Annotated in this window: 7 protein-coding genes; 2 read left to right on the top strand and 5 right to left on the bottom strand. The window is 67.3% G+C overall.

The features are described 5' to 3' along the window. Positions 1 to 7 precede the first annotated feature (7 nt). Together CDN38_RS21900 and CDN38_RS21890 are read right to left on the bottom strand one after the other, a co-directional pair. Complete coding sequence (locus CDN38_RS21900; protein ID WP_099319169.1) at positions 8 to 9,247, bottom strand: type I polyketide synthase; 9,240 nt, start codon at positions 9,245 to 9,247, stop codon at positions 8 to 10. 527 nt (positions 9,248 to 9,774) lie between these two features. Further along, a complete protein-coding gene (locus CDN38_RS21890) occupies positions 9,775 to 10,497 on the bottom strand; it encodes a DUF1906 domain-containing protein (RefSeq protein ID WP_075512885.1) in 723 nt (240 codons plus the stop codon). Positions 10,498 to 10,673: 176 nt separating this feature from the next. On the opposite strand from CDN38_RS21890, the gene CDN38_RS21885 reads away from it, so the two are divergent. Beyond that, the gene (locus CDN38_RS21885; RefSeq protein ID WP_075512884.1) at positions 10,674 to 11,822 is read left to right on the top strand and encodes an aromatic ring-hydroxylating oxygenase subunit alpha; all 1,149 of its coding nucleotides are present in this window, start codon (positions 10,674 to 10,676) and stop codon (positions 11,820 to 11,822) included. A gap of 37 nt (positions 11,823 to 11,859) precedes the next feature. Here CDN38_RS21885 and CDN38_RS21880 read toward each other — a convergent pair whose 3' ends face one another. After that, positions 11,860 to 13,224 (bottom strand): lipocalin-like domain-containing protein, encoded by a 1,365-nt coding sequence (locus tag CDN38_RS21880; RefSeq protein ID WP_075512883.1) that lies wholly within the window; start codon positions 13,222 to 13,224, stop codon positions 11,860 to 11,862. Positions 13,225 to 13,314: 90 nt separating this feature from the next. Between CDN38_RS21880 and CDN38_RS21875 the strand changes: the two genes are divergently transcribed. Beyond that, positions 13,315 to 14,814 carry an aldehyde dehydrogenase gene (locus CDN38_RS21875; protein ID WP_075512882.1) on the top strand — a complete coding sequence of 500 codons (1,500 nt, stop codon included), beginning with the start codon at positions 13,315 to 13,317 and terminating at the stop codon, positions 14,812 to 14,814. Here the strand turns inward: CDN38_RS21875 and CDN38_RS21870 are convergent. Further along, the gene (locus tag CDN38_RS21870) at positions 14,792 to 15,226 is read right to left on the bottom strand and encodes a MaoC family dehydratase (protein WP_075512881.1); all 435 of its coding nucleotides are present in this window, start codon (positions 15,224 to 15,226) and stop codon (positions 14,792 to 14,794) included. The genes CDN38_RS21875 and CDN38_RS21870 overlap by 23 nt on opposite strands. Continuing rightward, positions 15,223 to 15,696, bottom strand: coding sequence for an FAS1-like dehydratase domain-containing protein (locus CDN38_RS21865; RefSeq protein ID WP_075512954.1), 474 nt, complete (start codon positions 15,694 to 15,696; stop codon positions 15,223 to 15,225). The genes CDN38_RS21870 and CDN38_RS21865 overlap by 4 nt, the downstream gene beginning before the upstream one ends. Positions 15,697 to 15,753: the final 57 nt, after the last annotated feature.

Genomic DNA, 15,753 nt, shown 5'->3' with positions numbered 1-15,753 from the left:
ATCGAACTCATCCGGAAAATGCCTCGCCGTCGCCCAGCCTGGCGGCCGGATTCAGCAACATCGCGGCCTCCTGCGGCTTCTCCGGCTGACGGTGGTCGAAACGACGGTCCGCCGGCCGCTCGTACATCGGCGTACCGCCGGCGATCGCCGCGGCCAGGCGGCGCCGACCGGCCAACAACCGCGCATCGGCCCGGCGCTGGTAGTCCGCACGCTGCGCGGCATCCAGCGACGCGATGAAGGCCTGCGGGTGCACGAGTGCGATCAGGCCGGACACGTGGCCGAACCCGAGACTGGTCACCAACCCGGCTTTGAGCGGGAACTTCCCGCCCAGCCGCAAGGTGTCGCGGACCCACACGAAGTGCGCGGCGCCGGCAAGCTCGTCGTCGACGCAATCCAGGCTGCGGTTGGGCGGAATGACTCCGTCACGCAGGATCTGGCACAGCCCCATCATCTGGAACACCGCGGCGCCGCCCTTGGCGTGGCCGGTGAGGCTCTTCTGCGACACCACGAACAGCGGGGCGCCTTCGGAGCGGCCCAGCGCGTCGGCGAGCCGCTCGTGCAGTTCGGTCTCGTTGGGGTCGTTGGCCAGCGTGGAGGTGTCGTGCTTGGAGATCACCGCGATGTCGTCAGCACCCACGCCCAACCTTGCCAGTGAGCGCGCCAGCACCGAATCCCGGCCGCCGCGGCCCGCACCCAATGCCCCGATGCCCGGAGCCGGGATGGAGGTGTGCACACCGTCTCCGAAGGACTGCGCGTACGCCACCACGGCCAGCACCGGCAAACCCATCTTCAGCGCCAGGTCGCCGCGGGCCAGCAAGATGGTGCCACCACCTTGGGCTTCCACGAAGCCCAGTCGCCGCCGGTCGTTGGGCCGGGAGAACTTCGAGTCGTCGATGCCGCGGCCGCGCATCATCGATGTGTCGGCGGTGGCCGCCATGTCACCGAAACCGATGATGGCCTCCAGGGTCAGGTCGTCGAACCCGCCGGCCACCACCAGCTCGGCCTTGCCCAGCCGGATCTTGTCGACGCCTTCCTCGACCGACACCGCCGCGGTGGCGCAGGCGCCGACCGGGTGGATCATCGCGCCGTAACTGCCGACATAGGACTGAACCACGTGCGCGGCAACGACATTGGGCAGCACTTCCTGCAGGATGTCGTTCGGCTTGTTCCGGCCAAGCAGATTGCCGTGGTACATGGTCTGCATGGAGGTCATCCCGCCCATGCCGGTGCCCTGGGTGTTGGCCACCAGGCTTGGGTGCACCCAGCGCATCAGGTCGGCCGGAGTGAAGCCGGCGGACAGGAACGCGTCGACGGTCGCGATGATGTTCCACAGCGCTACCCGGTCGATCGAGGCGGCCATGTCCTGGCTGATCCCCCACACCGTCGGGTCGAACCCGGTGGGGATCTGCGCTCCAACGGTCCGCGACAGCTTGGTCTTGCGCGGTACCCGAATCTCGGTGCTGGCCTTGCGGATTACTTGCCAATCGGTGGAGTTGGGCACCGGCCGGATGACGGTGTGCTCGGGGTCGAACTGGACGAACGCCCGGGCCTCGGCCTCGGTGGACACCACGAAGCTGAAGTCCTTGTCCAAGAACACCGATACCAGCAGCGGCGAGGCGTGGTCGGGGTCGATCGCGCCGTCATCAACAAACTCGCGAACTCCCACCCTTTGCACCACGGCGTCGTGGTAACGCTCGACGATTTCGGCCTCATCGATCAGCTCGCCCGATTCGGTGTCGTACCAACCGGGTTGCGGATCGTCTTCCCAGCGGATCAGGCCGGTGGTCCAGGCCAGCTCGAGGACACCGGCCGCCGACAGTTCGTCGTCGACCTCCATCTCGAAGCGGGTGCGCGACGAGCCGTACGGGCCGAGTTCGGCGCCACCGACGATCACCACCAGATCGGCGGGGTCGACGTCGAGGTCGGCCCAGTCCGGCGGCGGCGCCGGGGTGTGCGCGCGCGGCGGCGATGGCAGCGCGGCGATGATGCCCGGCGCCGTGTCCTCCGCGACGGCCGACGCATCGGCGGACATCTGCTCGCGCGCCTTGGCGGCCAGTTCAGCCATGTCGAGATCGGCCTCAGCCAGGCCGCCGGTGAGGTCCGCCTTGATCGGCGAACTGGCCGCGGCGACTTTGGATTCCACGTCGCACAGGCCTAGCAGCATCGCCGCCATCTCGTCGGTCGAGTAGGTGGTGACACCGGCCTCTTCGACGGCGGTGACGATGGCGTCGTTGTGGCCCATCAGCCCGGTGCCGCGGGTCCAGCCGATCAGGGCGTGCGCCAGGCTGACCCGGGTCGCCCACGACGATTCGGCGTGCCAACGGCTAACCACGGCGTCCAGCGCCGACTTGGCTTCACCGTAGGCGCCGTCGCCGCCGAACATCCCGCGGTTGGGCGAGCCGGGCAGCACCACGTGTAACCGCGACGCGATGTCGCGCTCGGCGCCGATGGTCGACAGACCGCCGATCAGCCGCTGCACGGCCCACAGCAGCACCTTCATTTCCATCTCGGCGCGCGAGCCGGCCTCCGACAGATCGCCGACGACGCGCGGTGCCGCGAACGGGAACAACAGTGTCGGGGTCTGCGCGTCCTTGATGTGAATCGACTGTGGCCCAAGGCTTTCCGTCTGCTCGGTGCCAACCCACTCGACCAGCGCGTCGATATCCGCGTAGGACGCCATGTTGGCCGCGACCACCCACAACACCGCGCCGTAGCGGGCGTGGTCGCGATACAGCGTGCGGTAGAACGCCAGTCGCTGCTCGTCGAGCTTGGAGGTGGTCGCGATCACGGTGGCGCCGCCGTCGAGCAACCGCGCCACCACCGACGCCGCGATCGAGCCCTTCGACGCGCCGGTCACCACGGCCACTTCGTGGCTGTAAGGTCCGGGATCCGGGTTCTCGGCGCCGGCGGCGATCCGGCCGTACAGCGACGCGTGGATCTGCCGGCCCGCGGCCAGCGACTTGCCCTGCCACCAGGTGGCCTGGGTCGCCACGACATGGCCGGTGCCCTCGAAACGCTCGGACAGCCGCGCCCAGTCGGCGTCGATGTCACCCTCGTCGGTCAGCCAGAGCTTGACCAGGTCTTCGCGGGCGCTGGCCCAGCGGTCGTCGAAGACGACGGCCTTCTTCGCGTCGAATACCGGAGCCACCAAGCGCGGCCAGTCGGCGCCCAGTTCGCCGGTGACCAAGTCGATCAGCTCGGCGTCGGTGGCCGCCGGCGGCGCACTGACCGGGTTGTCGAGCCCCAGTTGGCCCAGCACCAGGCGAGCCGCCGAGGCGAGCACCCCGTCCGGGCCGGTGATCTGATCGGTGAATTCACTCAGCGCGGCCGCGTCGACGGTGGCACCGCCGCCACCACCGGCAGACGGCAGCGCTACGGCGACGCCCCGGCGCGCGGCAACCGATGCGACCGCGGCGTCGATCACCTTGTCGACGGATGCTGCATCCGCCAACGCGCCCTCGTGCAGGTTGCCTAGCGCGCCGCCGCGGACGCTGGTGCCCTCCCGGGTTCCCAGCGCGACTTCGACGGTGACGTGCTTTGCCCAGCCGTCGCCGAGTTCCCAGGTCTTCTTCACCCGCTCGGCGATCGCACCCGGCCGCTTGCCGGAGGGCCCCAGGACCGTGCGCAGCTGATCGTTGACCGCGTCGGAAAGCACCGGCCCATAGGGCTTGTAGGTTCGCGCCAGCTTGGTGACCTGCGCCCGCAACCCAGCCAAGTCGGCCTCGGCGGCGCCGTCGATGGCGCCCAGGTTCAGCTCGGAGCCCAGGTCCACCAGCAGCTGGTTGCGCCGAGACGACGCGCCGTCGGTGATGGATTCGATGGAGTCGAGCTCTTCGATCTGGTCGATGCGCATCTTGGCCGACAGCGCGATCAGCGCCAGCGTGGCATCGGCGGCGTCGAAGCCGATGTCGTCCGGCCGAGCGGCACCCGAAGGTGCCGCAGTTGCGGGAGCCGGTGCGGCAGAAGGGGTTTCGGCCGACACGACGGCTTCGGCCGACTCCCCGACGGGCTCGTCGGCTTCGGGCTCCGGCTCCGGGTCGGTGTCGGTGGCGAACAGCACCGCGGCGTCGCGCTCGGCGTTGAGCACTTCCACTGTGCTGTGGGCGTATTCGGGTAACTTAAGGGTGTTGGTGGCCAGACCCGCCACCGTCGGCGAGGTCTTCACGCCGATCTCGACGAACCGCTCCACCCCCAGGCCACCGGCGGCCTCCTCGATGAACAACAGATCCTGCGTTTCGATCCAGCGCACCGGGCTGGCGAATTGCCAAGCCAACAGCTCGATCAGGACGATGCGGGCCAGCTCGCGGGGCCGCTCCCGACGCCAGGTGTCGTAGTCGGCGAGGATCTCGTCGAGCGGCTCGGCCGGCACCAGATCCCGGATCTCCTGGATGAAGTCACGATCCAGGGTGAACAGCCGTGGCACCAGGTTGGGGATATAGCGCCCGATGATCACATCCGGGTCTTTGTCGCGCGGCATCACGCGGTCCAGCGAACGCCGGAAGTCCGCCACCCCGACCCGCAATACCCGGGAGTGGAACGGAACGTCGATCCCGGGAACCAGGATGAACGAACGGCGGCCACCGGTGAGCTCCCGGCGCCGCTCCACCTCGGCCTCGAGCGCCTCCAGACCGCGCACGGTGCCGGCAATCGCATACTGCGAGCCACGCAGGTTGAAGTTGACGATCTCAAGAAACTCACCAGTATTCGCCGCAATGTCAGCGACGAAGGCCGGAACATCGGCGTCGTCGAGGTCGATCTGCGATGGCCGGATCGCCGCCAACCGGTAGTTGGAGCGTCCCAGTACGTCGCGCGGAACGATGTCGTGCATCTTCGAGCCGCGGTGAAACACCATCTCCAGCAAGGCTTCCAGCTCGTAGACACCGGTCACGCAGGCCAGGGCGGTGTACTCGCCGACCGAGTGGCCGCAGGCGATCGCGCCCTCGACAAAGGCGCCCTGCTCACGCATCTCGGCCACCTGGGCGGCCGCCACGGTGGCCATCGCGACCTGGGTGAACTGCGTCAGGTACAACACGCCGTCGGGGTGGTGGTAGTGCACACCGCTGGCGATGATGCTGGTCGGGTTGTCCCGGACCACGTGCAGCACCGAGAAGCCCAACGTGTCGCGGGTGAACCTGTCCGCGGTGTCCCACACCTTGCGGGCCGCCTTGGAGCGCGCCCGCACTTCCATGCCCATGCCCTTGTGCTGAATGCCTTGGCCAGGAAACGCGTAGACCGTCTTGGGTGCGGCCAGTCGCGCGGTCGCCGACATCACCAGATCCGAACCGATGCGCGCGGCCACTTCCAAAATCTCTGCGCCCCGGTCGATTCCGACGCGCTCGACCCGGAAGTCCACCTCGTCACCCGGACGCACCATGCCCAGGAACCGCGCGGTCCAGCCGATGAGCCGGGCCGGCGGACGGGCCTGCCCATCGGTGGCGGTCACCACGTGTTGGGCGGCGGCCGACAGCCACATGCCGTGCACGATGGGCGATTCCAAGCCGGCGAGCAGCGCGGCGGCCCGGTCGGTGTGGATGGGGTTGTGGTCGCCGGACACCACCGCGAACGGGCGCATGTCGACCGGCGCGGTCAGGGTGACGTCGCGGCGGCGGCGGCGCGGGGTGTCGGTGGCGTTCTCCGATACCGCGCCACCAGCCCGGACCGGGTCGTCGAGTTCGGCCGCCCCGGTTCGGCCGAGGATGGCGAACCGCTCGTCGAGGACGGCGATCGCTTCGCCGTCGGGCCCGGCAACCGTCACCGAGACCGCCACCACCCGGCCCACCTCGGTGTCGTGGGCATCGGAAGCCGTTGCGGTAACTGTCAATTGGTCGGGAGTTTCGGGCAAGGTGCCGACCATGCGGACGGCATGATCAAGATGCACCAGATTGAGCAGGCCTTCCACCACAGGCACCCCGGTGTCGGTGACCGCCGATCCGATCGCCGCGAATACAGCCGGCCAGCACCGGCCTACCAGCGCATCGGGAACGGTGCTGAGGCTGGGCGCCAGCGGTTCGCCGAAGGTGGCGGTGACCCCGGTGTGGTCGGCAACCTTTTCTGGGTCCCAGTCGACGGTCACCCGGGCCACCCCGTCGGTGACCGGTGGCAGCAGCTCCGGCCCATCGACACCGGCTGCGATCGCCAGCACCGCGCGCATCGCGGTAGCGGCGTCCTCGGTCGAGACCACCGGGATACCGCCGTCGACGGTGTTGGGCGGCAGGGTGAACCGGATGTCGATCCAGGTGCCCGACACCGGCACGCTCAACACCACATCCGCCCCGTCCTTGCCCTCGATCTGCAGCCGCGCTCCGGTGGAAGAGTGTGTGGCACGGGGGTTTTCGGGTCCGTCGTGCACCTGCCAATCACTTGGCTCGGCGATCCGGTGCACCGGATTGACGGCGGTGCGGCCGGCCCACAACACATCGGCTGCGTCGAGCACCACGGCCAGCGGTCCGTTGGCGTCGGGGCGGCCCAACCGCCGCGATCTGACGTCCCTGACTTCCCCGTCGGCAGCCAGCACTTCGTCGATGGCGGCCTGCTCGAAGCGGTCCAGCAGCTCACCCACCGGCTCGTCCAGGCGGGTGATACCGGCCACCGCCGCCGGGCCGGGGATGATGCACACCTGGTCGGCGTCGTAGCGGGCGTCGTGGGCCTGCCACAACGAGTCGCTGCGCCACCAGCGCCGGACGTCCTTGTCGATCACCGGCACGAAGTTCACCGGCTTGCCCAGGGTCTTGCACAAGGTGACGAAGAAGGGAACGTCGGCCGGGTGCAGTTGGACGGTTTTGGCATCCGGGTAGCGGGCAAGCAGCGCGGCGATAGCCTCGGTGGGCTTCTCCAGCAGCGCCGGGTCGGTGAAGACCGTCTCGATCGGGCCGAAATCCTGTGGATGCAACCGGGCTTCAGCGCGCTGCAGCATCTGCTCGAAGCGGTCGCGCCAGGTGTCGGCCAGCCAGGGGCTACCGGGCCCCATAACCCCAGCGGTGTCGGCCGTCGAATTGCCTTCGCCGATGGTCAGGTCCACATAGCGCTGCAGCCACTGCAGGTAAGTCATCTCCGCGACGTCGCCGAAGTAGGGCTTGGCGGTCTTGGCCATGGCGGCGATGATCTCGTCGCGACGCTCCGCCACCGCGTCGGCGTCGCCGGCCACCTCGTCGAGCAGTCGGCCGCACCGCGAGGCGGCGTTGTCGATCTCGTGGATGTCGGCGCCAAGTTGGCTACGGCTGGAAGCCATGCCGCCCTGGGCCTTTCCGGCGCTGATCCACTCGCCGGTGCCCTGGGTTTCGACCAGCATGCGCTTGACCGAGGGTGACGTGGTGGACTCTAAAGTCGCCATCGCCGCAGTGCCCACCAGGATCCCGTCGATCGGCATCAACGGGAAGCCGTAGGACTGCGCCCAGCGCCCGGACAGGTATTCGGCGGCCTGCTCGGGGGTGCCGATGCCGCCGCCGACGCAGACGGTGATGTTGGCCCGCGAGCGCAGCTCGGAGTAGGTCGCCAGCAGCAGGTCGTCGAGATCCTCCCAGGAATGGTGGCCACCGGCGCGGCCGCCCTCGACGTGCATGATCACCGGCTTGGTGGGCACCTCGGTGGCGATGCGGATCACCGAGCGGATCTGCTCGATGGTTCCGGGTTTGAACACGACGTGGCTGATCCCGATGTCGTTGAGCTCGTGGATCAGCTCGACGGCTTCCTCGAGATCCGGGACGCCGGCGCTGATCACCACACCGTCGATTGCCGCGCCGGACTGGCGCGCCTTCTGCACCAGCCGTTTGCCGCCGACCTGAAGCTTCCACAGGTACGGGTCGAGGAAGAGCGCATTGAACTGGTAGGTCCGGCCAGGCTCCAGCAGACCCGACATTTCCTGGATGCGGTTGTGGAATACCTCTTCGGTGACCTGCCCGCCGCCGGCCAGCTCGGCCCAGTGCCCGGCGTTGGCCGCGGCGGCGACGATCTTGGCGTCGACGGTGGTCGGCGTCATGCCCGCCAGCAGGATCGGCGACCGTCCGGTAAGGCGGGTGAACTTCGTCGAGAGCTTGACCCGGCCGTCGGGCAGGCGGACCACCGTCGGGGCGTAACTCGACCAGGCCCGGGCCACCTCCGGCGTGGCCCCGACGGTGAAGAGGTTGCGCTGACCGCCGCGGGTGGCAGCGGGCACGATGCCGATGCCCAGGCCGCGGATCACCGGCGCGGTCAGCCGGGTCAGGATGTCCCCTGGACCCAGATCAAGGATCCACCGAGCTCCAGCGTCATGCACGCGGGTGATCTCGTCGACCCAGTCGACCTTGCGGACCAGGATGGATTCGGCCAGCTCCCGGGCCAACGCGATGTCGAGGCCGACCTTCTCGGCCCAGCTGCCGACGATGTCGATGCCGTCGCCCAGCCGTGGGGTGTGGAAGCCCACCTCCACCCGCACCGGCTCGAATACCGGCGCGAAGACGTCGCCGCCACGGACCTTGTTCTTGCGATCGGCTTCCTCTTTCTCCGAGATCTGACGGCAATACAGTTCGAAGCGCGAGAGCTGCTCGGGGGTGCCGGTGATGACGACCGAGCGCCGGCCGTTGCGGATGGACAGCACCGGTGGCAGCACCGTGCGCACGTCCTGTGCGAAGTCCTCGAGCAATCGCTGGATGCGCTCGGGGTCGGCGTTGGTGACCGCGACCATCGGCGGGCGATCGCCGAGTACCGAGATCCCCCGCCGGCGCGCCACCAGTGTTCCGGCCGCGCCGATCAGCTGCGCCAACGCCAGCAGCTCCACGTCGCGAGCGCCACCGGCCTTGAGTGCCTCCACCGCCAGCACTCCCTGGGAGTGCCCGGCCAGGGCAACCGGCGGGGTGGCAACGAGGTCCATACCCTGGCGGGCCAGGGCACGGATGGCGGCTATCTGGGTAAGCAGCACACCCGGCACCGACACCGCCGACGACGTCAGGTGCTTGTCCAGCGGGACCGCGTCTTCGGCGGCCAGCGCACGTACCCACTGCAGCGGCTCGAAGCCGATCGGGCGGACCACGACCAGTTCCTTGGCGACCGGCTCGAGCAGCAGCTCCACCTCACCTGCCAGCGCGGCCAGCTCCGATTCGATCCCGGCCGCCGAAACCAGTTCCTCGAGCGTCTCCAGCCAAGCGCTGCCCTGGCCGCCGAATGCGACCGCGAACGGCTCGCCGGCGGTCAAGCGATCGACCAGAGCATGAGCGCGATGCGGGCCAGTCCCGTCGTGGTCAGCTGACACCCGGTCGTGCTCGTGGATCGTCACCGTCTTTATCTCCCTGTATGCGTCTGTACGTGTCGGTTGGTTCGGCCGGACCGGACCGGCCCCCGCAGGGGCCCGGTGAACTCCGGCCGATTCCGCATCGAATCGCAGCCGGAAAACGTCTGACCGGTGCGTTGTCGGCGGGCCGGCCTATGGACCTGGTGGCGCGACGGACTGCATCGGCTCTATAAGAGTGTCATAAGGATCAGTCCACTTTTTTGACGCCGATCGGTTACTGGCGAGTTCTACGCGCGGGTAACCGTGTCATCGGTAACACCGGGTTTCGCCATTGGCGCGGGCGCGCGTAACAAACGTCCTGCGTGCAGGTGGTTACGGTCGAGTAGCTATAACTGCGCTGATCAAGGCAGTATTGTTACCAAATCGTTATGTTGAAATTCTGCGCTGCGGCCGGCCCGTGACGTCGCATCGGCTGTGGCGCCGCGCAATCGCCGCTTTGTGCGCCGCTTCGATCTAAGCGAACGAGTGTTTGCTGGAGCGCGCCATCAACGGCCCTTTGACGGGGCGGAAAATTAGGCCCACTGGCCGAATTGGGGCTTGAGGATCTCGTTGACATCCACGCCGACTCCGCCGACTTTGCGTTTGTCGATCTCGACCTGGTGCACATTGGCGGCCGGATGTGTGAACCCCTTCGGCGAACCCCAGTTGTGCTGCCAGAAATAAGAGCCCAACCCGTCATGCACCGCCCAGTCGATCGTCTTGGAGTTGGCGTACACCCCGGTGCGCTGATGCCCGATCACCGACTCCCAGGACCGCAGATACGGCGCGACCTGGTTCTTGTACTGCTCATATGACGGATCGTCGTCGATCGAGGCATAAATGGGAGCGCCCGCCGGGCCGCCCGCCGCGGTGTGCAACTCCATGCCCCGCTTGGCATGCTGAATACCGGCAGCGGCACCGCCGAGCCAGTCGGACGTGCCGCCCTTGCCGAATTGGTAGCACGAAACGATCTTGAGCCCGTTGCTGCTCAGATCGCGGGCCTCACCGAGTTGGATCGGCTTGCCCAGCATCCAGGTACCCCCTGGTCGCCGATCCGATACGTACCTGATCGCACCCACCGCCCCGGCAGCCCTGATCTGGCTGGCGGGGATGACCCCGGCCGAATAGTCCAACAAGATGCCAAGCGAACCCGCTGAGGCCGGCGCGGCACGCAACGACGCGGCCGCGACGCCAAGGCCCAGCAGGCCGGGCGTCGCTGCCGCGTACTTGAGCACGTCCCGCCGCGAGACCTCCACAAGCCACAGAGTACGACACCTGCATCAATTGACTCATTGAGCTCGCCAGTCACAGCTACATCACAATGTCACAACGTACGTTTGGGCGGAGGGTCGGCAGCCGATTCTTGCTGTCAATGCAAAGTTAGTAAAGTTAGAGGCGAACAGTCCGCACTCGATCGCAACCGGGGGTCGCGATGGATCACCACCAGCTCATCGACCTCACCCGCCGTGCCCTGAAACTCGCCCGCGACCAGACGACCGACCTGGCGCCGCGGCAGCACACGGTCCGCGCGCGGGAGTACACCTCGCTCGAGCGACACGACCGGGAGCGGGCCATGATGATGTCCTGCCCGCAACTGGTCGGCTACGTCTCCGAGCTTCCGCGGCCCGGTTCGTATTGCACCAAGACGGTGTTGGGGCGATCCGTGCTGCTGACCAGGACGTCGGAAGGCTCGGTGCGGGCCTTCGACAATGTCTGCCTGCATCGGCAGGCACAGGTGGCGACCGGGTGTGGCACCGCGAAGCGGTTCAGCTGCCCCTACCACGCCTGGACGTATGACAACAGCGGGCGATTGGTCGGATTGCCAGGCCGGGAGGGCTTTCCCGAGATGACGTTGAAGGATGACGGGTTGACCAGGCTTCCGGCCACCGAGTTCGCCGGTTTTCTGTGGGTTGCCCTGGACCCCGCCGCCACACTGGACATCGCAACACACCTGGGACCGCTGGCCGACGAACTCGACTCATGGGGAATCGGGCACTGGTCTCCGCTGGGCGAGAAGGTGCTCGACTCGCGGATCAACTGGAAGCTGGCGATCGACACCTTCTCGGAGAACTACCACTTCGCCACGGTGCACAAGCAAACCTTCGCCACCATCGCCCGCAGCAACTGCACGGTGTTCGACTCCTATGGACCACACCACCGATTGATCTTTCCGCTGAACACCATCATGGAGCTGGACGCTGCGCCCGAGGATCAGTGGAATCCGTTCCATCACATGGTCGTGATCTATGCGCTGTTTCCCAACATCGTGCTGTCGGTGACGGTCGCCAACGGCGAGCTGTTCCGCGTTTACCCCGGTGCGCAACCCGGCCGATCCGTCACCGTCCACCAGAACTCCACAGCGCTGGACGTCTCCGATGAATCGGTGGCCGCCGGCGCCCAGGCCGTATTCGAGTACGCACACGCAACGGTCCGCGACGAGGACTATCGGCTGGCCGAGTCGTTGCAAGCCAACCTCGAATCAGGGGCACGAGAGCAACTGGTGTTCGGGCGCAACGAGCCGGGGCTCCAACACCGCCACCTCGCATGGGAGCGCGCGCTCGATGCGTTGCGCCGAGGCTGAAGATTGGCAGCAAAAGGTCGAGAAGACTCCTGCCAAATTACAGCTTCGCCGCGGGAGTCTCCTGCGTCAGCGAGCCGATCAGCGCCTCGAGAACATCACGGCAATCCTGGTCAGCATCGTCGGGAAGCGCAGCTGATCCCGTCCGCAACATCTCCAGGGCCTCCCCGCGGTGGCCCGAAAGCACCACTGGCGTAACGCGTTCCACCAGGGCAGCCAGCTCCGGGGCCGGTGGCCGAGCATTGCCGACGGTGGCGGCCAGCACGTCGATCAGCTCCCAGTCGCGATACAACGCCAGTGACCGCTCGTAGAACGCGAAGGCGGTCACCGGCTCACCCTGCAGCGTGCCGCGGTAGCGGTAGGGGCCCTCCATGTATTCGATCGGCAGGCCATGGGCCGGAGCGGCCACCAGCGGCTCCCCGACCAGGTCCAATTGCATAGTGGCGCAAGTGATCCGGTGGCGGTCCGGCAGGTAGCGGACCGGTGTGATCGGCGGCAACAGCGGTCGTATGGCCTCCGGCCAGCGGACATAGCTGAGGATGGCGACGTCGACGTCCTCGGCGCACTGCGGCACCCGGTCCGGATCGGGATAACTCGCCGTCACGCCGGTAAACGGTTGCACCGCATTGCCGTTCGTACGGTCGAACTGCCGCCAGATGCTCATGTCGACGCCATTGTCGAAATGGATGGTGCGCCATTCGTGCGACCGGCCTCGTGGGTCTCCCGCGGCGCCCGCATACTTGGGAAACCACTGCCGGTCAACGTGCCCGGCGGTGCCGGAGACCTCTTCTGCCGCCTCACCCCAGCGCATTGTCCCGGTCATCGCCATGCCGGTCTGAAAGTAGGAGTACGTGCCTTCCTGGCCGAAGCAGACGATCTTTCCGTTGTAGGCCGACGCCCCCACCGGGGTGGGCGCGCGCGTGGGCGTCACGACCAGATCCAGCCGCATCAAGCGACCGGCCTGATCGGTTCCCACCACACTGACCCGGTAGGTGTAGGGCGACAGGTCCCCGTCGGCGTCACGGCAGGTGAGCCATGACGCGATACCGGCGCCGCTGCGGTATTCGATATCGAGATGCCCCGTTGCGGCCGACAGCTTGGGCTGGGCGCCGGGCGCCATGCTGGCCGGCGGCATGTCGTAATCGGTGTAGGTGCCGTACTCGCCGGTGTCGAGGTCGAACAACGCCAGCGTGTAGAAGTCGGCGACCACCGAACCCCCGGGGCGGTTCTTGTTGACGATGGTCAGAAACGCAAACGATCGGCCGGTGCCGGTTGCATCCAGTTGGCCGGCGAGAAACCAGGTATCGGATTCCTGGTCGGCGTGGGCGCCTTCAGCGGCGGGAAATTCCAGCGCACGGTCGCCGGCCACCAGCTGGAACGGGTAACTGCGCCAGTCGCTGCTCATGTCAGGCCTTCCCGGACGCCAGACCTCGCTTTTTTGCTATGTTAACATCAATAGCGAAGTTACCGTCGCCTGCCCCGAGGTGGTGCCCCGATGACGGCAGAATCCCCGCGTCACAGGTATGACGAACTGTTCATCGGCGGGCGCTGGCGCAAACCGACGACGCCGGAACGGCTCTGCGTCATTTCCCCGCACTCGGAGCAGCCGCTGGGCGAAGCACCGGCGGCGGGCCCCGGCGACGTCGAGGCGGCGGTGGCCGCGGCCCGGCAGGCGTTCGACCACGGTCCGTGGCCGCTGTGGGATCCGCACCAGCGGATGAGCAAAATCGAGCAGCTGGCCGCGATTTACGCACGCCACCTCGACGACATGGCCGACCTGATCACCGCGGAGATGGGTTCGCCGCGCAGTTTCAGCAGGCTGGGCCAGGCGGCGGGTGCGGCGTCGATGATCCACCTGGCACTGGCGGCAGCCCGCGACTTCCCGTGGGTGGAACGCCGGCAGGGTGTGCTCGGCGAAGCGCACCTGCGTCGTGCGCCCGTCGGCGTGGTCGGCGCCATCGTGCCGTGGAACGTGCCGCAATGCCTGATCATGCCGAAGCTGATTCCGGCCCTGATCGCCGGCTGCACCGTCATCGTCAAACCCGCGCCCGAAACTCCTTTGGACGCTTTGTGGTTGGCCGAGATGATCGAGCAGGTCGAGCTTCCCGAGGGTGTCGTCTCGGTACTGACCGGCGGACCTTCTGTCGGCCAGGCGCTGGTGCGCCATCGCGGGGTGGACAAGATCGCGTTCACCGGCTCCAGCGCCACCGGGCGCCGCATCGCCACGGCCTGCGGGGAGCAACTGAAACGGGTCAACCTGGAGCTGGGCGGCAAGTCGGCGGCGATCATCCTCGACGACGCCGACCTCGACAAGACCGTCACCGGTTTGAAGACGGCCGCCCTGATGAACAACGGCCAGGCCTGTGTTGCCCAGACACGCATCCTGGTCAGCGAACGCCGTCACGACGAAGTCGTCGACGCCCTGGCCGACATGATGACGGCGCTGCAGGTCGGCGACCCCGGTGACGAAAAGACCGACATCGGGCCACTTGTCGCCCGACGCCAACAGCATCGGGTTCAGGACTACATCAGGTCCGGGCGGCAGCAGGGTGCGCGCGTTGTGGTCGGCGGCGAGGACAGCCCGGCCGAACGTGGTTGGTACGTGTGGCCCACGCTGTTCACCGGCGCGACCAATGACATGCGCATCGCGCGGGAGGAGATATTCGGACCGGTGTTGACCGTTCTTACCTACCGAGACGAGCAGGACGCGATCCGGATCGCCAATGACAGCGATTACGGCTTGGCCGGTTCGGTGTGGACGGCCGACACCGCCCACGGCCTCGAAATCGCCGCACGGATCCGGACCGGCACCTACGGCATCAACATGTACATGCTCGACATCAGCACACCGTTCGGCGGCTTCAAGAAGTCGGGTATCGGCCGCGAATTCGGGCCCGAGGGCCTGGCCGAATATGTCGAGCTGCAATCGGTGCTGTGCAACGGGAAAATGCCGCCGCCCAATGTCCTCAATGTCATTGCGGCAACTGCAGGGTGATCTCGACCGGACAGCACACCGCGCCGTGCTGATTGGTCACCTCGATCCGCAGATCGACGAGATAACGTGGCGGCTGGACGCTCTCGTCACACCGTTTGGCCACCACCCGGCCGCGGCCCACCATGGTGTCGCCGGCATAGATCGAGCCGGTCAGCCGCATGGAACGGCGTACCACCCGGCTGCCCGGACCGGCCCAGTCGGTCGCGATCCGGTCGGCGAATCCCGCCAGATGCATGGTGTTGACGAAAATGGTTGGGTTTCCCTGGCTTTGGGCATATGTCGGATCGAAATGCCCCGGAAAGTAGTCCCACGTCGCCCCGGCGTTCTCCACCACCCGCTGATAGCTGATCTGGTCGACGACCTCGGGCAGCTCGAGCGCAACGGTGATGTCGTTCCACGTCCGATCGGTCACGGTCGTGGCCCAGGCGTGAAGCGGAACAACGTATTTCGCGATGTGGCCACCACCGCGCCATCCTGGCGGCGGTAGGTCTCCAGCGTTTCGACGAAATGCCCGACCCCGAGCCGGGTTTGCTTTTCCGGGGACACCGACACCAGCTCCTCGACGACGGTCAGCCGATCACCCTCGACGATAGGAAGCAGGAACTCGGCATCGTTGGCCGCGTTGATGAATGTGGTGCCCGGCAACGGCACCCGCAGCGCCAGCGACGCCGCAGGCACCCGGCCCCCCGGCTGCCACGGCGGCGGAATCAGCCAGCCCATCAACAGGGCCGGCGGAGCCAGCAAGCCGCCCCACCGCCGCCGGGCGTATTCGGTGTCCCAATATGAGGGGTTCCCGTCGCGGACCATGGAGGCGAACAGCTGAATGCGCGCTCCGCTGACCACGGTCGCGGCGGTTCTCGGTTCCGTTGTCGCACCGACCATCCGCAGCGCATCCTGGTAGCTGCCGAAGGTCAGTTGGTAGTTCACCTGGGCAACCGG

Origin of the sequence: Mycobacterium ostraviense, from assembly GCF_002705925.1 — a bacterium.
In the GTDB taxonomy this organism is placed as follows: Bacteria; Actinomycetota; Actinomycetes; order Mycobacteriales; family Mycobacteriaceae; genus Mycobacterium; species Mycobacterium ostraviense.
This window is presented reverse-complemented; position numbering and strand designations above follow the sequence as displayed.

What these genes read in the sequence shown, in the direction of transcription:
- CDN38_RS21885 (WP_075512884.1), top strand. Translation starts at nt 10,674, where the DNA reads ATGGATCACCACCAGCTCATCGACCTCACCCGCCGTGCCCTGAAACTC.
- CDN38_RS21880 (WP_075512883.1), bottom strand. Translation starts at nt 13,224, where the DNA reads ATGAGCAGCGACTGGCGCAGTTACCCGTTCCAGCTGGTGGCCGGCGAC.
- CDN38_RS21875 (WP_075512882.1), top strand. Translation starts at nt 13,315, where the DNA reads ATGACGGCAGAATCCCCGCGTCACAGGTATGACGAACTGTTCATCGGC.
- CDN38_RS21865 (WP_075512954.1), bottom strand. Translation starts at nt 15,696, where the DNA reads ATGGTCGGTGCGACAACGGAACCGAGAACCGCCGCGACCGTGGTCAGC.